Raw genomic sequence first — 22,615 nt, 5'->3', positions numbered from 1 at the left:
TCGTCTTTCCGCCGACCAAATGCCTTCGTTATAGACCATCGGCCCGGCGCGCTTCAGCCGACGAATGCGCGCGCATTGCGGAACAGCCGCAGCCACGGTCCGTCCTCGCCCCAGTCCGCCGGGTGCCAGCTGTGCTGCACGGTCCGGAACACGCGCTCGGGGTGCGGCATCATGATCAGCGCGCGACCGTCCTCGCTGGCAAAGCCCGTGGCGCCGCCCACGGAGCCATTGGGGTTCGCCGGGTACTGCGACGCCGGCGTGTCATCGGCCTCGACATAGCGCAGCGCGGCCTGGTCGTGGATCGGCGCTCCATCGGCATAGTATGTACGCCCCTCCCCGTGCGACACCGCCACCGGCAGCACCGAGCCGGCCATCCCCTCCAGCAGGATCGCCGGGCCCGGTTCGATCCGCACCTGGGACAGGCGCGCCTCGAACTGCTCGGAACGGTTGCGCACGAAGCGCGGCCAGTGGCCCGCCCCCGGAATCAGCGGGGCCAGGTGGGACAGCATCTGGCAGCCATTACAAACCCCCAGGGTGAAGGTCTCGGGGCGTTCGAAGAACGCCTGGAAGGCATCCCGCAGCGCCGGGTGGTTGAGGATGGTCTGCGCCCAGCCCCCACCGGCACCCAGCACATCGCCGTAGGAGAATCCACCACAGGCGGCCACGCCCTGCATCGAACCCAGATCCTGGCGACCGTCCAGCAGGTCGGTCATGTGCACGTCCACCGGGGCAAACCCCGCGCGCTCGAAGGCCGCCGCCATCTCCAACTGGCCGTTAACACCCTGCTCGCGCAGGATCGCGATTCGGGGGCGTTCCCCGCGCGCGATCATCGGCGCGGCCACGTCCTCGGCGGGATCGAAGGTGACCCGCGGCTGCAGGCCGCCGTCGGCGTCCACCCGGGCGAGCTCCTCGTCGGCGCACTCCGGATCGTCCCGCAGCCGCTGCATCCAGGCCGAGGTCTCCTGCCAGTGGCGCTGCAACGCCGCGCGCGTGGCGGAGAAGGCCTCCTGGTCGCCATGGCGGATCACCACGCGCTCGTCGTCGGTCCGTCGGGCCACCGGATGCAGATGCGCCTCCAGGCCAGCCTCCGCCATCGCGTCGCGCAGGGCCGATTCGGCACCGGGCGCGACCTGCACCACGGCGCCCAGCTCCTCGTTGAACAACCACGCCCCCGGCGCTTGACCCTCCGGGACCGCGATCTCCAGCCCACAGCGCCCGGCAAAGGCCATCTCCAGCAGGGTCGTGATCAGGCCACCGTCGGAGCGGTCGTGGTAGGCGCGCAGCAGGCCGTTGCGACGCAGGGTCGTAATGGCCTCGAAGAAGGCGCGCAGGCGTGCGGCATCGACCACGTCCGGCGGGGTCGCGCCGACCTGCCCGTAGGCCTGGGCCAGGGCGGAGCCGCCCAAGCGGCCATGGCCCTCCCCCAGATCGATCAGCCAGAGCCGGTCATCGGCCTCCGGGTCGGGCTGCGGCGTCAGCGTCCGGCGCGCATCGGCCACCGGGGCAAACCCGGATACGATTAGCGATACCGGCGCGTGCATGTGCCGCGCCTGCCCGTCCGCGGTCTCCCAGACCGTCCGCATGGACAGCGAATCCTTGCCGACCGGGATCGAGATGCCTAGTGCCGGGCACAGGTCCTCCGCGATCGTGCGGACGGTGTCGAACAGGTTGGCGTCCTCCCCGGGCACGCCGGCCGCGGCCATCCAGTTGGCGGACAGGCGGATCGCATGCGTACCGTCGATATCGGCTGCCGCCAGATTGGTCACGACCTCCCCGATCGCCATGCGCCCGGAGGCCGGGGCCGACAGGATCGCCAGCGGCGTGCGCTCGCCCATGGCCATCGCCTCGCCGGTATAGCCGTCGAAGTCGGTCAGCGTCACCGCGCAATCCGCCACGGGGACCTGCCACGGCCCCACCATCTGGTCGCGTGCGACGAGGCCGCCCACGCTGCGGTCCCCAATGGTGATCAGGAAGTGCTTCGCGGCCACCGACGGCATGTGCAGCACCCGCTCCAGCGCCTCCCCCAGCGGACAGGCCTCGGCATCGAACGCCGTATTCGGCGGTGGCAGGCGCCGGTCCTCGCGCGTCATCCGCGGCGTCTTGCCCAGCAGCATGCCCATGGGCATGTCCACCGGCGGTTCGTGGAACAGGCTGTCCTCGACCTTCAGATGTCCCTCGTCGGTCGCCCGGCCCACCACCGCGAACGGCGCGCGTTCGCGCGCGGCCAGGGTGCGGAAGGTCTCGAGATGCTCGGCGGCGATCGCCAGGACGTAGCGTTCCTGCGCCTCGTTGCACCACAGCTCCATCGGCGACAGGCCGGGCTCCGCGGTCGGCAGGTCCCGGAGCTGGATCACGCCCCCGCGCCCGGCGTCGTCGAGGATCTCCGGGATCGCGTTGGACAGCCCGCCGGCGCCCACGTCGTGGATCGACAGGATCGGGTTGCCCGCCCCCAGGGCCGTGCAGCGATCGATCACCTCCTGGCAGCGACGCTCCATCTCCGGATTGCCGCGCTGTACCGACGCGAAGTCCAGTTGTTCGGAGCTCGCCCCGCTGGCCATGGAAGAGGCCGCGCCGCCCCCCAGCCCAATCAGCATGGCCGGACCGCCCAGCACCACGATCGGGGTCCCCGCTGGCACATCCTGCTTGTGCACGTGCTCGCCACGGATCGACCCGACCCCGCCGGCCAGCATGATCGGCTTGTGGTAACCGTACAGCGTCTCGCCACCCGCCGGATTCGGCAGCGCCATCTCCAGCGTACGGAAGTATCCGGCCAGCGCCGGACGGCCGAACTCGTTATTGAAGGCCGCCGCGCCAATCGGGCCATCCAGCATGATCTGGTGCGCGCTCTCGATGCGCCCGGGCCGGCCGAAGTCGCGCTCCCAGGGCTGCTCGCGGCCCGGGATCCGCAGGTTCGATACGGAGAAGCCAGTAAGCCCTGCCTTCGGCTTGGAACCCTGCCCGGTGGCGCCCTCGTCGCGGATCTCGCCCCCGGAACCCGTCGCGGCGCCGGGGAACGGCGAGATCGCGGTCGGGTGGTTGTGGGTCTCCACCTTCATCAGGATCGGCAGATCCAGCGTTTCACGTCGGTATTCACCGGTGATCGCATCCGGCATCAGGCGCACGCCCGTGTGACCGGCGATCACCGAGGCGTTGTCGCTGTAGGCCGACAACACCCCCTCGGGATGGCGCGCATGGGTCTGGCGGATCATCCCGAACAGCGTGCGTTCGTCGGCCTCGCCATCCAGCACCCAGGCGGCATTGAAGATCTTGTGCCGGCAGTGCTCCGAGTTCGCCTGCGCGAACATCATCAGCTCGGCGTCGGTCGGAGCACGCCCCAGCGCGGAGTATCCGTCCGCCAGGTAGTCGATCTCGTCCGGGGACAGCGCCAGTCCCAGCTCCCCGTTCGCGCGCTCCAGGGCGGCGCGGGCGTCCTCGCCCAGCTCCACGCGCGCCAGCGAGCGCGGCGTCTCGCTGTGAAAGAGCTGTGCCGCGGCCGCGGGATCCTCGATCACCGCCTCGGTCATGCGGTCGTGCAGCAGCGCGGCCAGCGCCTCCAGGTCCGCGCCGGCCGCCGCATCGCCCCCGATCTGCCAGTGAATGCCGCGCTCGATCCGTTCGACCGCGTCCTCCAGCCCGGCGTGATGGGCAATCTCGGTGGCCTTCGACGACCACGGGCTGATCGTGCCGAAGCGCGGGATCACCACCAGCTCTCGCTGCACGGCGAACTCGGGCGCCACCCAGGTCTCGCCCTCCCGCAGCAGGCGCGTCAGCACCGCCTCCTCGTCCGGCGTCAACCGCCGCCGGGTCTCCACGAAATAGACAAACCGCGCGGCCAGCGGGCCCGCGCCCGGTACGCTTGCCCGCAGCCCTGCCTCCAGAGCCCGCAGCCGAAACGGCGAGACCGCCGCGCCCCCTTCCACAACCCGCATTGCGCTTCCTCGAACCGGACGTGCCAAAAGCCGCGCATTGTACCGGACCCGCCCCCCGCGCGGGACCTGCCAACCCGGCGCATCTGCCCCATTCGAAGCCGAAGTACGGCATTTTCACCACGAAGCACACGAAGGCACGAAGAAGTTCAAGGACGACCCGCAGGAAGCCAGGAAGCTAGCGCAGGTCATCTCATAGATGCCCCGGCCCCGCGGACCGGTCCATTCCAGAGCAAATTATCCAAACCCTTCCCAAGCGCCCCGTCTTCCTGTAGACCGCTCTTGACCTGGCCCTCCTTCGTGCCTTCGTGAGCTTCGTGGTGAACCCGCCCTTGACCTTCTACCCACCGATGAATCACATGGCCGGGGAACTTCGGATGCGTTACCATGTCCATGACAGTACTTGGGGGCGACTTGGCTTCGACGCGGGTCGCGAAACCTGAGGTGCATGCCGAGGCTGTAGTGGACCTCGTAAAAACCGCTGCAAAAAAATAGTTGCCAACGACGACAACTACGCACTCGCCGCTTAAAAACCGGTAGATGCCGTCCGACTGGAGCCGTGCTTATGCGTCCAGTATCGGGCGTCGACTCTCATAAGCTCGTGGTGAAGCGTGCCCGGCGTGGATCCATTAAAACTCAACCGGGATCGCCAGTTGCATTCCCTGCCTGTCGGGTAGCGGCTGGTTAAACTCAAAGACAGAATAAGCATGTAGAGCCGAAGGCGGAGGTCCTGCGGACGCGGGTTCGATTCCCGCCGCCTCCACCAAATTAGACCGACCAATCAAGCGCCTGCGGGCGCTTTTTTGTTTGCATTCGAGGTAGATGCATGGCCGTGTACCAGGACAGCCTGACCCAGCAGACCCGCGGCCGCGGCACGCTGAACATCACCCAGGCCGTGGAGCACATCGTCCGTGCCTCCGGCATCACCACCGGCACCTGCCACGTCTTCCAGCACCACACCAGCGCCTCGCTGCTGGTCACCGAGAACGCCGATCCCGACGTCCGCCACGACCTGGAAACCCTGATCGCCCGCATGGCCCCGGACGGCGACCACGCCTACCGCCACGACATGGAAGGCGACGACGACATGGCGGCCCACGCCCGGGCCATGCTCACACACAACGACCTGACGCTCCCGGTCGGCCAGGGGCGGCTGATCCTCGGCACCTGGCAGGGCGTCTTCCTGTGGGAACACCGCTACGCCGCCCACACGCGCCGGCTGACCATTACCGTGCAGGGCGAATAACGCCCGACTCAGTCGCGCTGCACGTGGACCGTGATCTCCTCGCGGTCGTGGTAGAGCTGTCGCGCCTGCATCCGGTGGGCGATCCGGGCGTCCAGCAGGCGCTCCTCGATATGGTCCAGGCACTGGTCCACCGTCTGCCAGCGCCGTTTCATCGGCAGCTTCAGGTTGAAGATCGCCTCGCGGCACCAGCCCGCCTCCAGCCAGTCCGCCATGCGCGCCGCCACGCGCCCCGGCTTGTCGACGATGTCGCAGACCAGCCAGGTCACCGGATTCGGGGGTTCCCACGAAAACGCATCCTCGCGGTGATGCTCCACCTGGGTGGTGGCCATTAACCGGTCATCCATCGGCCCGTTGTCCACCGCGTGCACGTACATCCCGCGCCGCACCAGTTGCCAGGTCCAGCCACCGGGCGCCGCGCCGAGATCCACGGCCTGCATGCCTTGCGCCAGGCGTGTGTCCCAGTCGTCCCGGGGGATGAAGGTATGCCACGCCTCTTCCAGCTTCAGGGTCGAGCGGCTGGGGGCCTCGCGCGGCGAGCGCAGGTGCAGAATGCCGCCCGGCCACTCGCTGCGCTCCCCCGGCCGGCTCACACCGAGCTGCACGCAATCGCCGGCATGCCAGAAGACATGTAGCCGCTGCCCGTCCGCCTGGGCCCGCAGCACCCCGCGCTTGCGCAGCACCGCCGCCAGCGGCCGTTCGACCGCCTTGACCAGGCGGCGCAGCCCCTTCCCTTCGTTGGTATCCGGCATCTCGTGCCAGACGGAATCCACTGCCAGACCGGAGGCCTCCGCCTGCTCGATGATTGGCGTCAGCCGGTCCGCGCGATCCAGCCCCTCGAGGACCGGAAACGCCGGGAACACCTGCCGCGCGAAGATCAGCGCGGAGAACGGAAGCGCCCCCGCGAGCGCCTCGACGGAGCCATCTGCCGGCTCGAAGTGAACCGAGCCGCTGCCGGCGCGCACGCGCGCGAAGCCACCCAATCCCGCCCGCGCCGCGCGGTCGGTCAGCTCCGCCGTCAGATCCGCCTCGAACCCTGGCCGGCAGTACAGCAACAGGCCCGAGAAGCCCAGTCCGTTTGTCTCCATCTCCGGATCGCTCCCACAAAAAAGCCGCCGTGCAGGCAGTGCACGGCGGCTGCGAGACTAACCGGCCCGCTCGCGCGGGCCAAGCCAGGGTGGTCGATCAGCGATCCAGACCGGGATCGCCCTCGACGTTCTTCAGTCGCGGCAGGTAGGGCTTGCCGGGGCTGATGGTGTCGTGCTCGCGCAGGTAGTTGGCCACCACGTCCCAGACCGGGTCCGTATCCAGCGGCTCGTGGACATTCGCCCAGCCGGCGACCACGTACTTCCTGTCCGGATCCAGCGGCTCGCCGTTGATGTGCATATCACTGATGCGGCTGCCCATGGATTCATGCGGATCGATGGTGTACTCGATCCCCGAGGTCCGGACCATGTCGCCCCCCCGGTGGTGATAGGGGTTGGAGTTGAAGATCGAGTTGGCCACGTCCTCCAGCGCGTTCTTCAACTGCTCGCCGGTCATCTCGTTGCGCTGGGTCTCCGAGTAGGTGGTCGCGGTCTGCGTCATCAGCTCCTCGAAGGTGATGGGCGAGCCCGGCAGCACACTCACGCCCCAGCGGAAGCCCGGCGACAGGGCCACCTCGGCATCCATCTCCTTGATCATCGCGTCCATGATCACTTCGTCGAAGGTGCCGTTGAAGTTGCCGCGTCGATACAGCACGCCGTCGGTAACCGCCAACTCTTCGCTCAGCTTGTCCTCGTAGGGCTCGCGAACCTTGCGGATATGCTCTTCCATCTCCGCGTCCGCCTCGATCAGGTTGGAGAACACCGGCAGCAGCGTGAACTTGTAGTCGCGGATGCCGCTGTCGGTCACATCCAGGTCCATCACGCCCACGAACTTGCCGTTGGAACCGGCGTTGGTCACCAGGGTCCGCTCGCCGCCGGCATTCTCGATCTCCATCGCCCCGGGCACGGCATCGTGGGTGTGGCCACCCAGGATCACGTCCACGTCGCGCAGGCGGCGGGCCATCTCCATGTCCGTGACCATGCCGTTGTGCGACAGGATCGCGACCACCTTGGCCCCCTTCTCGCGGCATTCGTCAACCATCCGCTGCATGTTGTCGTCGCGGATGCCGAAGCTCCAGTCCGGGAACATGTAGTCGGGGTTGGCCACCGAGGTATACGGAAAGGCCTGGCCGATCACCGCCACCGGGACCCCGTTCATCTCGCGGATGGTGTAGGGCTCGAAGACCGGGTCGCCCCAGTCGCGATCCTCGATGTTCTGCGCCAGGAACTCGATGTTGTTGGGCTTGAAGTCGTTCTCGATGACCTCCATCACCCGTTCGTCGCCAAAGGTGAACTCCCAGTGGCCGACCATGATGTCCACGCCCAGCAGCTTCTGCGCATCCACCATGTCCTGGCCGTTGGTCCACAGCGACGTGGCCGAGCCCTGCCAGGTGTCGCCTCCGTCCAGCAACAGGGAGTTCGGGCGTTCCGCTCGGAGTTTCTGGATCAGCGTGGACAGGTGGGAGAACCCGCCCAGGCGTCCGTACTTCTCGGCCGCATATTTGAAATCCATGTGCGTCACGGCGTGCGCAAGCGGCGTACCGGGCTTGATGTCGAAGTATTCCAGCAGTTCCTTCCCGGCCATCACCGGCGGCTTGCCCTGCATGTCGCCAACCCCGATGTTCACGTCCGGCTCGCGGAAGTACACCGGCTTCAGCTGCGCGTGGCAGTCCGTGTAGTGCAGCAGCGAGACATTCCCGAATTTCGGCAGGTCATACATATCCGCATCGGCCGGTCGCCAGGATCCCTTCTCGCCAGCCCAGGCATTCATCGAGAAGCCGGCGGCGCTTGCGGCCACCATGGCCTCCAGGAACTCTCGGCGTGTCAGACTCATGTCGCTCTCCTTGGTGATCTTCTGGATTTCTCGTCAAACGACGGGGCATTACCGCGGCCCCACGCAGTTCCCGACGCGCAAAACCCATTAATGTTCCGCCAGAGCCGGCCAAGCGAGCCTGCACTAACCACATTTTCCCGGACATGGGCAGGAGAAGCGCCCACCTTCGCCACCCCTTCCCGCGAGATCGCGAAACTTTGAATTCCTGAGGAATGCGTCACAGTTCGGCAGGCAATCGACACAAAAAAGCCTGCTATCCGGAGATAGCAGGCCAAGACGCGACATACACCGTCGGAAGCATCCGGCCGCCTGCACGCTGGGGGATCGTGCGCTCCTTGGCGGCCGTTGTTCGGATCCGACGGTTTCAGGCTAGTCAGCCATCCGCCGGTCTTTCTTGATCCAGATCAATAGATCCCCCAATCCGTGGACCCGGCCGTGGATCCGGCCCTGGATCCAGGCCATGCGGCATTAGCTTCAGGCCGCGTACTTGCCCTGGGCCGCCAGCCCGTTGTCGCGGGCGCGCTCGTACACCGTCTGCTGGGCCTTCTCGAAATTGGCGCCCATGTCCTTGCCCCACAGCTCCATCGCCGCCTGCTGCATGCCGCGACCATAGGAGAAGGACAGCGGCCACGGGGCCCCGCCGATGCGGTTCATCGCATCCAGGTGATTGGTGGCGTCGGCATCGCTCTGCCCACCGGAGAGGAACACGATCCCGGGCAGGATCGCCGGCACAGCGGACTCCAGGCAGCGCAGCGTCGCATGCGCGACATCCTCCACGCTGGCCTGCTCGGGGCAGTCCTTGCCCGGCAGCACCATGCTGGCCTTCAGGATGGTGCCCTCCAGCAGGACATGATGCTCGTAGAGCGCCTTGAACACCGCGCGCTGGGTCGCCTCGGTCACGCCGTAGCAGGTCTCGATGTCGTGACTGCCGTCCATCAGGACCTCCGGCTCCACGATCGGGACGATGCCCTGCTCCTGGCACAGCGCGGCATACCGCGCCAGCGCGTGCGCATTCGACTCGATGCAGGTGTCGGTGGGCATGGTGTCGCCAATCGTGATCACCGCGCGCCACTTGGCGAACCGCGCGCCCATTTTGGCGTATTCCTCCAGGCGTTCGCGCAGGCCATCCAGGCCCTCGGTCACCTTCTCGCCGGGGAACCCGGCCAGGTCCTTCGCGCCGGTATCCACCTTGATGCCCGGCAGGATGCCGGACTCGTTCATTACGTCGACGAACGGCTTGCCGTCGCGGGTCGACTGGCGGATGGTCTCGTCATACAGGATCGCGCCCGAGATGTACTCGTTGAGCTGCGGCGTGGTCAGCAGCAGTTCGCGATAGGTCCGCCGGTTCTCCTCGGTGTTCTCGACCCCGACCGCGCCGAGCCGCTTGCCGATCGTCCCGGTGGATTCATCGATGGCGATGATGCCCTTGCCGGGGGCCACCATCGCTTCGGCCGTCTCTACCAACTGATCGATCTTCATGCCTGCTCCTTGCGTTGCTGCTTGGGAATTTGAAGAGTAGTCACCTACCCCGGGTTCTTCCAACACGGGTCCTTCCAACCCGACAGGCGAAACCCCAGCACAGTTTCCCGAACAGCACGAAAGGCCGTGTTCGCGGCGCACAAAAACCCGCTCAGACGTACATGCCCGCCGCGTACCCGGAGGCCCAGGCCCACTGGAAGTTGTGCCCGCCCAGATGCCCGGTCACGTCCACGACCTCGCCAATAAAATAGAGCCCCGGGATCGAGCGGCACTCCATCGTCTTCGAGGACAGGGCGGCGGTATCCACCCCGCCCAGCGTCACCTCCGCGGTGCGGTAGCCCTCGGTCCCGGACGGCCAGACCGTCCAGGGCTGACAAACCCCCGTTACCTGCTCGATATCGGCATTGCTCAGGCGCTCCAGCGGCCGGTTCTCCACCCACAGCTCGCACCAGCGCTGCGCGACCCGGCGGGTCAACTGCTCCCCCAGCACGCTCTTCAGCTCCAGTTTCGGGCGCTGCTCCCGCAGCTCGCGCAGATGGGCGGCCAGGTCCATGCCCGGGAACAGATCGATCGCCACCGGCTCCCCCTCCACCCAGTACGACGAGGCCTGGAGCACCGCCGGCCCGCTGAGCCCCCGATGCGTGAACAGCAGGTTTTCCCGAAACCCCATGCCCCCGGCGGTGGTCACCGTGTCCAGCGACACACCCGACAGCCCCTCCAGCTCCTCCAGGGGCCGCCCGCCCAGGGTGAACGGCACCAGGGCCGGCCGGGTGGGCTGGACCGCCAGGCCCAGCGAACGCGCCAGGTCCAGCCCGAAGCCGGTAGCCCCCATGCGCGGGATCGAATAGCCGCCCGTGGCGATCACCAGCGACTCGCAGGCAATCGCATCCCCGCCGGCCTGCAGCCGATGCGGCGCCCCCGTGGCCACATCCGTCACCGGTGTATCCGTGCGCACGGTCACACCGGCCGCCGCGCACTCGTCGAGCAGCATCTGCACAATGTCCTTCGACGACCGGTCACAGAACAGCTGTCCCAGCTTCTTCTCGTGGTACGGGATGCCGTGCTTCTCCACCAGGGCGATAAAGTCCCACTGGGTGTAGCGGCTGAGCGCGGACTTCACGAAATGCGGATTCGCGGAGATGAAATTCTCCGGCTCGCAGTACATGTTGGTGAAGTTGCAGCGCCCGCCACCGGACATCAGGATCTTCTTGCCCACCCGGTTGGCGTGGTCCAGCACCAGCACCCGCCGCCCGCGCCCGCCCGCCGTCAGCGCACACATCAGCCCGGCCGCGCCGCCGCCGATTACGACCACGTCGAAGTCCACTGTTGCCCGCCCCGGTTCCGTCACCAAACGTTCCCCGAGGCCAGCGGGATGTGGCGCAGCCGCCCGCCCGCGCTCAGCGCACCCACTCCTTGCGCACCACCAGGGTCTGCGCAATCAGGTCGTGCAGCGCCTGCCGGCGCCGGGTGAAGGCCACCATGATGTAGCCGATCATCAGGATCATCCCGGACAGAATGGTCGCGAAATGCCGCCCGGTCGCGCGCAGGAACGAGATCCGCTCGCCGTTGAAGTCCACCACCCGCAGCCCGAACACCATCTTGCCCAGCGTTGCCTGATACCGGGAGCTGTGCATGCCCGCCCAGTACAGCCAGGCGACCAGCATATTCACCAGAAACCAGGCCACCTCCGCCGGCGGCACCGGGTCATCCGGGCCGCGAACCGCCATCGTCTCCGGGCTGATCACGGCCTGCGCGACGATCTGCGGCACCCCGATGATCACGCCATCCACCAGATAGGCCCCGACGCGGACCCAGAACCCGCCATAGGCCGCGCGATCCTCGGGCGGGCCGTCGTGCCCTCCGGCTCCGGCCGCCATCGGCGCCCCGCACTGGATGCAGAACCGCGCGTCCGGCGGGTTCTGCTTGCCACACTGTCCACATTCCATGATCGATCGCTCTCCTTTCCTTGAGTGTCTGGGCCGCTGGCCGGCCTCTATCCTCCGGCCGGCCCCTACAATAACGGCTCGACCGGAAGAATCCGGGTCACGCCGGAGACGAACCGCCGCCACAGCCCCGCCTTGGGCTCGTAACGGTGGGCATTGCCGGAGCCGTCCCGCCACACCAGGCCGCCGGTCGCATCCCGCCCCACCCGGTAGGCCACCTGCGGCCGAATCCCTTGTTGATGCAGCGCCGCGAGCCGCTCCACCAGAACCGGCTCGCGCAGGAACACGCCCGACTCGCTGTTGGTATGCGCCGAGCGCGGATCCAGATTGAACGAGCCCACAAAGGCCTCGCGGCCGTCGAACACCAGCAGCTTGGTGTGCAGGCTGGCCTGCGAGGCATCGATCCCGCGGTCACGCTCCAGGCGCGCCCAGCGTGGCGGCCCGGTGGGGCGCAGCTCGAACAGCTCCACGCCGGCATCCAGCAAGGCGTGGCGCCGGCTCGCATAGCCCGCATGGGTAAAGGCCACATCATTGGCGGCCAGCGAATTCGTCAGCACCTGAATCCGGACCCCCGCCTCGCTCATGCGCGCCAACTGGGCCGCCCCGTCGCGCCCCGGTACAAAATACGGCGACACGATCAGCAGTTCCTCTTCCACGCCCAGCAGCCGCTCGCCCAGCGCATTCGCAACCCGCGAACCCTCGCCGCGCCCGCGCGCCTTGGCCTCGTCATCCACCACGAACTCGGCCTGCGTAGTCCACACATAGGCCGCCGCATCCGCCACCGGCTGCGGCACCGGCAATCCGTTCAGGGGCTCCATCTGCATCAGGGGGTGGGTGTGGTTCTGTGCCAGCCAGGCGCGCAAGGCCCCCTGCTGCATCGCCAGCCGCTCCGGTGAGGCGTTCTCCCGCGCCAGACGCTCGACCCCGATCGCCCCCGGACTGTTCCAGAACTCCACAAACGAAAGATCGATCTCCCGGACCAGCGGCCCCACCACCACCAGGTCCAGGTCCGCGAAGTTGTAGTCCGGGCTGGCCTCGAAATACTCGTCCCCCACATTGCGCCCGCCCGTGATCGCCAGATGCCCATCCACGATCCAGGCCTTGTTGTGCATCCGGTGGTTCAGGTCGCTGCCGCGGAAGAAGAACTCCGCACTCGCGCGCAACAAGCCCTCGCGGCTGCGAAACGGGTTGAAGACCCGCACCTCGATATTCGGGTGCTGATCGATCGCGGCCAGGGTGGCGTCGCGCCCGCGCGCATCGATGTCATCCAGCAGCAGCGACACCCGCACCCCGCGATCCGCCGCCCCCAGCAGCTCGCCCATCAGCACCCGGCCCGCCGCATCGTCGCGCCAGATGTAGGACTGAACCTGAATGCGCTCGCGTGCCATGCGCACGCTCATCACGCGCCAGCGAAACGCTTCCGCCCCCTCGTCCAGCAGCCGGAAGCCCGTCTTGCCCTCGTCCCGGGCTGGCGGATGCCCCTGCAGCCACGTCGCCAGCGGCCCCTCGGTCGCCGGCGGCTCCAGCCCCTGCCAGGCACGCTCCGGCGCCGGCTGCAGCGGGGTACAGCCAGCCACCAGCGCCAGCAACAGCACCGCCACAAGCCAGGAAAACCAAACCGGATAACGCATCACCAAGCCATCGCCGGACGCGAAGCCCCCCTTTCAAACCCCACGCGAGCGCTCAGCCTGCCGCCTCTACTCGGCCCTGTCGACGCGCCCGCCCGAACCCCGGACACAAAAAAAGCGAGCCGGGCGGACCCTGACTCGCTTTTTTCTACAAACTGGTAGGCGCGATTGGACTCGAACCAACGACCCCTACCATGTCAAGGTAGTGCTCTAACCAGCTGAGCTACGCGCCTGTCGTCTTCGAGCTGCGTATTCTACCGACTCCCCGCCCCCTGTCAAAGCCCATCGCAACGCAGCGCCATCCGGCTTTCCCAGGGGCAACGCGACGCCGCTGACCCGGCCAGTCTGCGCGACAAGCCATCGCTCAGTCATACCGCCCGGCGAACTTGAACCAAGGGGGCTCACCATGCACCCGAAGCGCATCACGGTATTCGGCGGCACCGGCTTTCTCGGCCGCGCCACGGTGCAAGAACTGCTCGACGCCGGGCACACCGTGCGCATCGCCTCGCGCCGCCCGGTACTACCCGATTCTCTGCAAAATCATCCCCGAGTGGAGCACTGCCGCGCCGACATCCGGGACGATGCCGATGTCGCCCGCGCCGTGGAAGGCGCCCGGGGCGTTATCAACGCCGTCAGCCTGTACGTGGAGCAACGCGACCTGCGCTTCACCACCATCCACGTCGAAGGCGCCGCGCGCCTCGCCCGCGCCGCCCGAAACGCGGGACTGGAGCGCGTCGTGCAGATCTCTGGCATCGGCGCCGACAGCCGCTCGCCCTCGTCGTACATCCGCGCCCGAGCGCAAGGCGAAGCCGCCGTCCTCCGCGAATTCCCCAGCGCCATCATCGTGCGCCCCAGCGTCCTCTTCGGCCCGGGCGACGCCTTCCTGCGCAACCTGGCCGGCCTGACGCCGCTGCCGGTCATTCCCCTGTTCGGCCGCGGCACCACCCGCCTGCAACCGGTACACGTCGGCGACATCGCCCGCGCCCTCGCAAGCCTGTGCGCAGACGCGCCGCCCACACACCCCATCTACGAACTCGGTGGCCCGGACATCCTCACCTATCGCCAGATCATGCGTCTGGTCCTCACGCACCTGGGCCGCAAACGCCCCATGCTGCCCATACCATTTACCGTCTGGCACGCCCTGGCCGCCCTCGGCTCACTGCTCCCCAACCCACCCCTGACCCGCGACCAGCTCTACCTGATGCAACAGGACAACATCGCCAACCCCACCCTCGGCACCTTCGCCGACCTCGGCATCACCCCCCACTCGCTCGAACAATCCCTGCCCGACTGCCTCCCAACCCATTAACCCCACCCGAAGAAATTACCCGACCAGCCCGCCTCCCCTTGTGGGAGCCTGCTTGCAGGCGAAGCCCCTGCCAAAGCCAGACACAGTCAAAGGCTTCGCGTGCAAGCACGCTCCCACAGCACACTCCCACAATTTGTGCCCCACCACACACCGTCATCCCGCCCGCAGCACCCGCTCGTCATCCCGGCCGCAGCGAAGCGAAGAGCCGGGATCTCCCACGCCCGAACCCACCACGGCACTACACACCTCACCCCAAGGGCCGAACCCCACAGGACAACCGCCAACAGAATCGGTAAGGTCAGGCCCAACACGTAAATGGACATGCGTCACATGGATGGACTCGCGGCCCGCCCGGCCCACGCCGAAGAATCCGGCCCCGCCCCTATAGCCGCGCCCGAACAGGTCGAGGCCTTTCTCGACCGCTGGCGCGACACCGGCGGCTCCGAGCGCGCCAACTACCAGCTCTTCCTCACCGAGCTGTGCAAACTACTGGACCTGCCCCACCCCGACCCGGCCAGCGACGACACCGCCGACAACGCCTACGTGTTCGAACGCCGCGTCACCATCCGCAACCCGGACGGCAGCGAGAACCGCGGCTACATCGACCTCTACCGCCGCGGCTGCTTCGTGCTGGAGGCCAAGCAGACCGGCAAGGGCCTGCACACCCAGGGCTGGGACAAGGCCATGCTCGCCGCGCAGAACCAGGCCGACCAGTACGTGCGCGCCCTGCCGGAAGACGAAGGCCGCCCGCCGTTCATCGTGGTCACCGATGTCGGCCGCAGCCTCGAGCTCTATTCCGAGTTCTCCCGCTCCGGCGGCACCTATGTCCCGTACCCGGACCCGAGCCGCCACCGCATCCGCCTGGAAGACCTGCGCGACCCCGAGATCCAGCAGCGCCTGCGCCACCTGTGGCTGGCGCCCGACCAGCTCGACGCCAGCAAACACGCCGCCCGCGTCACCCGCGAGGTCAGCGCGCGCCTGGCCGAACTGGCGAAATCCCTGGAACAGCAGGGCTTTGATGTCGAGCGCGTCGCCCACTTCCTCAAGCGCTGCCTGTTCACCATGTTCAGCGAGGACGTCGAACTCCTGCCCAAGGGCAGCTTCACCGCCCTGCTCGAGCGCCTGCAGCAGAACCCCGAACACTTCCCCGACGCCATGCGCTCGCTGTGGGAGACGATGAACACCGGCGGCTATGAAGGCCAGCTGATGCACAAAGTGCAGCGCTTCAACGGCGGCCTGTTCCAGAACATCGACCCCATCCCGCTCAACGCCGACCAGATCGCCCTGCTCATCCAGGCCGGCAAGGCCGACTGGCGCTTCGTTGAACCCGCCATCTTCGGCACCCTGCTGGAACGCGCGCTGGACCCGCGCGAACGCCACAAGCTCGGCGCCCACTACACCCCGCGCGCCTACGTGGAACGCCTGGTCATGCCCACGCTCATCGAGCCCCTGCGCGCCGAGTGGAACACCGTGCAGGTGGCCGCCGAGGCCTGGCTGCAGCAGAACAAGCCCGACAAGGCCCTGGACGAACTGCACCGCTTCCACCAGCGCCTGCGCGAAGTCCGCGTGCTCGACCCCGCCTGCGGCTCCGGCAACTTCCTCTACGTCGCGCTGGAACACCTCAAACGCCTCGAAGGCGAAGTGCTCAACCTCATCCGCGACCTGAGCGCCGGACAGGCCACCTTCGACACCGAAGGCCTCACCGTCGACCCGCACCAGTTCCTCGGGCTGGAGATCAACCCGCGCGCCGCCGCCATCGCCGAGATCGTGCTGTGGATCGGCTACCTGCAATGGCACTACCGCCTGCACGGCCGCCTCAGCCTGCCCGAACCCATCCTGCGCGACTTCCACAACATCGAATGCCGCGACGCGCTGATCGACTTTGATGCCCGCGAACCCATGACCGACGACCACGGCCAGCCCGTGACCATCTGGGACGGCATCAGCTACAAGAAAAGCCCCGTCACCGGCGAACTCATCCCCGACGAGACCGCCCGCACCCCCGTCTACCACTACAGCAACCCGCGCCGCACCGAATGGCCCGAAGCCGACTACATCGTCGGCAACCCGCCGTTTATTGGCGAAAAACGGATGCGAGACGCCCTGGGCGACGGTTACACCGAAGCCGTCCGCGCCACCTATGCCGAACTGCCCGCCTGCGACTTCGTCATGTACTGGTGGCACAAGGCGGCCGAACTCGCATCGAAAGGCGCGGTGCGCCGTTTCGGCTTCATCACCACCAACAGCATCGTCCAGAGCCGCAACCGCGGTGTCGTCGATCCCCATCTTCGTAAATCGATCGCCCTGCTGTTCGCCATCCCCGACCACCCCTGGGTGGATTCCGTGGACGGCGCAGCAGTACGTATCGCGATGACGGTGGGCGGAAAAGGGCCCGCCCCAGGCATCCTTCAGCGCGTACGCACCGAAAAGGATTCCGGCGATGAAGCGCGGACCATCGAGTTTCAGGAACGCCGGGGCGTCCTGTTTACGGACCTGACCGCCGGTGCGCCCCTGGTGGATGCGCAGCCCCTCGCCTCAAACGACGGGCTGGTCTTTCAGGGGGTCAAACTGGTCGGCAACGGATTCCTCGTCGGCTCGGATCAGCGAGAGCGCTGGCTCGCCGAGAACCCGGGCTGGGCACGCTTCCTCCCGCAGCTGATTGCCGGATCGGACCTCACGAAGCGACGTGAACCGCGCTATTGCATCGACTTTTTCGGCTGCGAAGAACAGGAGGCCAAGCAGGCCTTCGCACCCGGATTCCAGAAGGTCATTGACGAGGTAAAGCCGTTCCGCGATGAAGTAAAACGGAAAGCACACAGGGATCGGTACTGGATATTCGGCGAGTCGAGACCCGCCATGCGACGGGCGCTCGAGGCCCTACAGCGCTACGTTGTCACCAGCGAGGTGTCCAAACACCGTCTGTTTGTGTTCCTCGACCCCGCCACTACACTCGCCGACGGATCGCTGGCAGTCGTCGCCGTTGAGGAGCCACACTTCTTTGGTGTTCTCAGCAGCCGACTGCATGTCCGGTGGGCGCTAGCCCAAGGCGGACGCATGGGGATGGGCAACGATCCACGCTGGCAGAACGGCCCTTGTTTCCTAAACTTCCCCTTCCCAGAACTCGGTGACCACCAGGCCGCCACCATTGGCGACCTCGCCGAACGCATCGACGCCCACCGCAAGACGCGCCAGCACGAACACCCGGACCTGCCCCTCACCGGCATGTACAACGTGCTGGAGAAACTCCGCGCCGAAGAACCGCTGACCGACAAGGAACGCGCCATCCACGAACAGGGCCTCGTCTCCCTTCTGCGCGAACTGCACGACAACCTCGACCGCGCCGTCTTCGACGCCTACGGCTGGAACGACCTCGCCGACCGCCTCGTCGGCCGCCCCGGCGCCACCACACCGCTCCCGGACAAGCCCGCCGACCAGGCCGAAGCCGAAGAAGAACTCCTCAGCCGCCTCGTCGCGCTCAACGCCGAACGCGCCGCCGAAGAAGCCCAGGGCCACATCCGCTGGCTACGCCCCGACTACCAGGCCCCCGAAGCCACCCAGACCACCGCCACCCTGGATGCCAAGCCCGAGGCCGCCGCCGACACCCCGACCGAACCGGCCAAAAAGCCCACCTGGCCCAAATCCATGCCCGACCAGGTCGAAGCCGTCCGCCGCCTCCTCGCCATCGGCACCCAAACCCCGGAAGCCCTGGCCAGCCATTTCAAACGCAAACCCACGAAGTCGATCACCCAGGTCTTGGCCGCCCTCCAAATCCTCGGCCAGGCCACAACCGACAACGACCACTGGCGCCTGACATGAAAAACGACCAGCAGCATCAAGGGCTCACCGCTCGGCGATGGCCACAAACCGCATCGACAGCGGCGCGAGATAACACGGTCCTTAGGACCACGCCGGCGACCCATCCGACTGATTCAACGACGCTTTCATACGCCACGCGCCCGGTTCAATATCCAATTAAACACGCGCGCACGTTCATCTGGTATCCGTGCGCACAATCTAATCACTGTTAGGCCTCGAAAATACATTCAACCCAGCGCCTCGCTTCCCCTCAAAACTTTAACCGCTGTGCGTATTGGAGTGCGCGTCGGATATGCAATGAGCCAGACAAGAAATAACCATTACGTACCGCAATGGCACCAGCGCGGCTTCACTGATGAGCGCGATAATGAGTTGCGTCATCTTAAGCGTCGTGAGATCGAGCTAAAAGACGGATCGAGCAAAACCGTCTACGGAAGAAATTGGTTCACCCCAGCACAATGCTTTTACGAGAAAGACCTGTACTCGACCTTTTTCGGAACGCTAGTCAATGACGCTGTCGAACGGAGGCTATTTGGTCCAGTTGATGATAATGGCGCTGATGCAGTCAAAGCATTTCTCTCTGATGATCAGGATCAGTGGCACCATAACTTTCAGGACTTCTTCATCTACCTAGATGCACAGAAACTACGAACACCAAAAGGCCTGGACTGGGTCAAGACTAAGTACCCGGAATTAAGCCAGATCCAGCTAATGACTGAGATGCAGGCTTTGAGAACTATCCACTGCACGCTATGGGCTGAAGGCATTCGTGAACTAGTGTCAGCTGAAGATTCTGACGTTAAGTTCATTCTTTCTGACCATCCTGTAACTATCTACAACCATGCCTGTCCGCCGAATTCAGAGTTATGTGCGTACCCTAATGATCCTGATATAGCGTTAAAGGGATCTCAGACCATATTCCCATTGGACAAAAATAGATGCTTAATTCTTACTAACCTAGAGTATGCGCAAGATCCAGATGGTGTAAACCCAGTAGAGGAACGTACAAATTCGACAAGAATGCGGCAGTCAATGGTCAATACTATTAACTTCATCAATAGAAGAAGGTTAAATCAAGATGAAGTGACACAGATAAATTACATAATCAAGTCCAGAGCCAGAGAGGCAATTGCAGCTGGCAAAGAAAGCTGGCTTTACCCTGAAAATAGACTAACTTGTGATTGGTATGAATTGCGTCATGTACTAATTCCACCGTCTGATGAGTTATTCCATTTCGGCGGCGAAATGTATGCGGGTTATGAAGATGGTAGTACCTATTATCAGGATGCATTCGGTCGTACAGCGCCTCAAAATCACCACTTGAAAAAAGAAATTGATGAAAAAAATATCGGCAGAAATGATATGTGTGGGTGTGGTAGTAGCCGCAAGTACAAGAATTGCTGTAAGAATCTGCCGGAAGAATTACGAACCAGTTGGAGTGAGCTGAGTATACGTGAGCGAAATTTGGCTTTCTGCCGTGCAATCAAGGGAATTCTAGAGCTTGACGCTGGCAAAACATGGCTAGATGTCAGGCGTGAAATTACGGAGAAGCAAATTTCCGATATTTATAGTGTCTATTCCGTATTGTGGCCCCGTGAAACCAATATATATTCATTGCTACCAAAGTCAGACGGCCGATTCAGAGCTTTATATACCGGCGCCCTTGATGTTCGACTTATCGGATTGCATGCGTTACCTATGGCTTCATTATTTGATGAGTTTCTTATCGAGACCCCAATAGTCAATCCTAATAACGTTAAGCCAGAATTTAGTCCAGTTGAGGCCCCAGCCAAGTACAAGTACCAGGCGCTAAAAGACATTTTGTTTATGTTGGAGTTGGAGCCGTACGTCGGTTATGGCCTTATAAATCTCATTCCTGATCCTAGTAATTTTGATCTGAACTTAATGAGATCAATGATGGAGATGGCAACATCCCGACGACGAGCTGTTGAAAGTCAGAGAGATATGGAGGTCCATACAAAGCTGGCAATTGAGGACTATTTGAACTCAATTCATATGATGCCTAGAGATGTCAAAATTCGTTGTTTAGTTAGTGATTTTGGTATGCCTGAGGACGTTGCTGCTCAGTCGATTGATACGTTAGATGCGAATGCCGAGGCAACTCCATTGGCCATGTTGCGGCCAATGCAGCTAGGTGATGACGGTCAGCTTATCCAGTTTAGTATGTCGCCAAACTATGAAATGTCCCTTTTTACAGCTCAGGTGACAGGTTCGGTCATCGTAACCGACAGTGAGTCTAGGTGGATTGAGTTTCAGTCTGCACAGCACAGACAGGCGGGCGTTGCGTCTTATCCGTGGAACGATGTTTATAGAAAATTAGATCGGATACCAATGGATTATCATATGGTTGAGTCATTCATCAAAAGCCAGAAGCACTTTGCTGCTTACAGGGCAGTCTTGAAGCATGCAGATCAACTAGTATTGAAAGGTGAGAATGATCCTAATCGGCTGAATCGGCTCAGTGAATCAGCAACTCGAGTCAAGAAGAAGCTTGAACGGATCGATGCCTCGGAGACCGCCGAGTCTTTGAATGGCGACTGTAGGATTCTAGTGCCTGATGGTGGTATCTATGACATTAATGTTCAACGGCTTTTGGCTCGTTCTGGTTGCATAAGGTATGACGATAAAGTTCGTTCAGTGTATTACGTAGGGTTGAAATTGTAGTCCTGTTGAATTGTGAGAGAAAGGTTACCGAAAGTACGAAGTGCAAAATTGTCCTAACAAGGCGCTGCTGGCGAACAAGATTTCCGCTGCGCTCCAAATTTGCCGCAGAGCGCAACGTTAGGTCTTATCCTTATTAGGTTAAAGTATGGAAATTAGAGGGCTTCAGATTGCTGGATATTCAGCTATCAAAGCGGGGCTCCGGGGTCAGACCTTGCCTCTTGCTACGGAGATAACGGGATCGGACCACGGTAACCCCCTGTTCGAACGATACTTTCGTGCGTTCAAGGCCGGTTTCTGAGCCTTAAACGAGGAATTTCACCGGCGGAATGGGTCCTCCCCGGCGCCCTGGGCGCGCGCACGCGCGATTCGCTTAAGATTGGTATGGTCTCCCCCAAGGACCCGACGAACGCCCAGGGAAAAAACGAGAGAGCTGCACGGATGGGGCTATCAGACCGAGATTACGACCGCGACGGGCCGCCCCGTCGTAAACGGCGACGACAACCTCGTCACTCGGACGAGCCAGCGATGGACCGGAGCACCAAGCAACTCCTCATGGTCGTCCTGATCCTCGCGCTCGTCCTCGCCCTAGCCTACCTGTTGCACTACCACACGCAGATCCGGGCCGTGAACAACATGCTCGAGCGGCTGGGAGTGATCCAGTCTGAAGCGACCGAGCAGCTGGTGAAACCGGCTCTGGAAGGCCTGCGCGGCCAACAGGAACGCCTCGAGCGACAACAACGGCGGGAAGAAGCACTCCGTCAGCGCGAAGCCGCAGAGGCTCGAAGGGAACGCGCCTTTGAACGCGCGTTCATTGCCCAGTATGAAGTCCCGGAAGGCTGCGATAGCTGGGACTCCGAAGCGCAAATGGTCGAGTGCACCAACCACCGCATCCGCGCGCGCCGCGAATTCCGTGCCGAATTCTTCCGAGAATCCGCGCCTAACCAGCTCCTCCTGGAGGGCACTCGGCGATGACGGCCCAGACATCCGCTCGCCTGGGACCACGGTGCCAAAAAGGGGGTCGGACCACGGTAACTGACGGTCTTAACTGCATTTCTGACGATAGTTGGCTCTTTCAGGGCCTTAAACGGCGTATTCCGCCCCCAAACAGGCTTTTGCTCTGGAATCCGGTCCAGCTGCGGCACCGCGTAGGGGACCGGAGGAGTGTGGGGCCACTTCGACGGATTGGCACGCCCCCGGATGCCGCGCAATGGCGCCATCCCACTTTTTCCCGCGCCTTCCGGCGCTGACGACTTAGGCCGTACGTTGCTTTAGAAACGGATTAGCACGAAAAAAGGAGACAAATATGGGGCTTTACGATCGCGACTATGTCCACGAGAAAAGAACGGCCCAAAACAAGAAATCAACGGGTGATCGACCCGGGGGAACATCCAATCCTGGTGCTCGCGTCCGCCGGACTCGCCCGGCTCAGACGTCGCATTCCCGACCTGGAGCCCCACCCAGTCCAGACTGGAAGACGATCGTCCTATGGGTATCCCTCGCCGCGAACGCGATGCTTCTAACAGCCTTGTTCATCCTCCACGGCAGATAGGATCTCCCGGTGCCCGATGTAGTGGTCAAGTGATTTCGGACACCTCAGTACAACTCGGGGTCAGACCTTGCCTTTTGCCCCCGCATCAAGGCAGAGGCAAAGGGCAAGGTCTGACCCC

At 64.1% G+C, this 22,615-nt stretch carries 12 protein-coding genes, 1 tRNA gene and 1 other RNA gene; 6 read left to right on the top strand and 8 right to left on the bottom strand.

Annotated features, from left to right (window positions below):
- Window positions 1–53 precede the first annotated feature (53 nt).
- A complete protein-coding gene (purL, locus tag H609_RS0105405) occupies window positions 54–3,929 on the bottom strand; it encodes a phosphoribosylformylglycinamidine synthase (protein ID WP_028484493.1) in 3,876 nt (1,291 codons plus the stop codon).
- A 402-nt stretch (window positions 3,930–4,331) separates the two neighbouring features.
- On the opposite strand from purL, the gene ssrA reads away from it, so the two are divergent.
- Together ssrA and H609_RS0105400 are read left to right on the top strand one after the other, a co-directional pair.
- Window positions 4,332–4,692: a transfer-messenger RNA gene (gene ssrA / locus H609_RS13745) on the top strand.
- 60 nt (window positions 4,693–4,752) lie between these two features.
- Window positions 4,753–5,172 carry a secondary thiamine-phosphate synthase enzyme YjbQ gene (locus H609_RS0105400; protein ID WP_028484492.1) on the top strand — a complete coding sequence of 140 codons (420 nt, stop codon included), beginning with the start codon at window positions 4,753–4,755 and terminating at the stop codon, window positions 5,170–5,172.
- Between the two features lie 8 nt (window positions 5,173–5,180).
- Here H609_RS0105400 and rlmM read toward each other — a convergent pair whose 3' ends face one another.
- From rlmM to H609_RS0105360, 7 genes are all read right to left on the bottom strand, one after another.
- On the bottom strand, window positions 5,181–6,257 hold the full coding sequence (gene rlmM, locus H609_RS0105395; RefSeq protein WP_028484491.1) for a 23S rRNA (cytidine(2498)-2'-O)-methyltransferase RlmM: 1,077 nt from the start codon (window positions 6,255–6,257) through the stop codon (window positions 5,181–5,183).
- A 97-nt stretch (window positions 6,258–6,354) separates the two neighbouring features.
- Entirely contained in the window at window positions 6,355–8,088 is a 1,734-nt protein-coding gene (gene soxB, locus H609_RS0105390; RefSeq protein WP_028484490.1) for a thiosulfohydrolase SoxB, read from the bottom strand.
- 474 nt (window positions 8,089–8,562) lie between these two features.
- Window positions 8,563–9,567 (bottom strand): class I fructose-bisphosphate aldolase, encoded by a 1,005-nt coding sequence (locus H609_RS0105380; protein WP_018866236.1) that lies wholly within the window; start codon window positions 9,565–9,567, stop codon window positions 8,563–8,565.
- 151 nt (window positions 9,568–9,718) lie between these two features.
- On the bottom strand, window positions 9,719–10,891 hold the full coding sequence (locus tag H609_RS0105375; protein ID WP_018880665.1) for an NAD(P)/FAD-dependent oxidoreductase: 1,173 nt from the start codon (window positions 10,889–10,891) through the stop codon (window positions 9,719–9,721).
- A 73-nt stretch (window positions 10,892–10,964) separates the two neighbouring features.
- The gene (locus H609_RS0105370) at window positions 10,965–11,513 is read right to left on the bottom strand and encodes an RDD family protein (RefSeq protein WP_028484489.1); all 549 of its coding nucleotides are present in this window, start codon (window positions 11,511–11,513) and stop codon (window positions 10,965–10,967) included.
- A 65-nt stretch (window positions 11,514–11,578) separates the two neighbouring features.
- Entirely contained in the window at window positions 11,579–13,141 is a 1,563-nt protein-coding gene (locus H609_RS0105365; RefSeq protein ID WP_028484488.1) for a phospholipase D family protein, read from the bottom strand.
- Window positions 13,142–13,294: 153 nt separating this feature from the next.
- Window positions 13,295–13,371, bottom strand: a tRNA-Val gene (locus tag H609_RS0105360).
- A 173-nt stretch (window positions 13,372–13,544) separates the two neighbouring features.
- On the opposite strand from H609_RS0105360, the gene H609_RS0105355 reads away from it, so the two are divergent.
- The 4 genes from H609_RS0105355 to H609_RS0105340 all read left to right on the top strand — a co-directional run bounded on the left by H609_RS0105355 (window position 13,545) and on the right by H609_RS0105340 (window position 21,920).
- Window positions 13,545–14,447, top strand: coding sequence for a complex I NDUFA9 subunit family protein (locus H609_RS0105355; protein WP_028484487.1), 903 nt, complete (start codon window positions 13,545–13,547; stop codon window positions 14,445–14,447).
- A 330-nt stretch (window positions 14,448–14,777) separates the two neighbouring features.
- On the top strand, window positions 14,778–18,263 hold the full coding sequence (locus H609_RS0105350) for a DNA methyltransferase (protein WP_028484486.1): 3,486 nt from the start codon (window positions 14,778–14,780) through the stop codon (window positions 18,261–18,263).
- A gap of 297 nt (window positions 18,264–18,560) precedes the next feature.
- Complete coding sequence (locus H609_RS13740; RefSeq protein WP_081659421.1) at window positions 18,561–20,948, top strand: DUF4238 domain-containing protein; 2,388 nt, start codon at window positions 18,561–18,563, stop codon at window positions 20,946–20,948.
- A gap of 552 nt (window positions 20,949–21,500) precedes the next feature.
- Complete coding sequence (locus H609_RS0105340; RefSeq protein WP_231369968.1) at window positions 21,501–21,920, top strand: hypothetical protein; 420 nt, start codon at window positions 21,501–21,503, stop codon at window positions 21,918–21,920.
- Window positions 21,921–22,615: the final 695 nt, after the last annotated feature.

This window comes from Thioalkalivibrio sp. ALE17, from assembly GCF_000425605.1.
Taxonomy (GTDB): domain Bacteria; phylum Pseudomonadota; class Gammaproteobacteria; order Ectothiorhodospirales; family Ectothiorhodospiraceae; genus Thioalkalivibrio.
The sequence above is the reverse complement of the archived record's forward strand: the minus strand, read 5'-3'. Positions and strand labels throughout refer to the sequence as shown.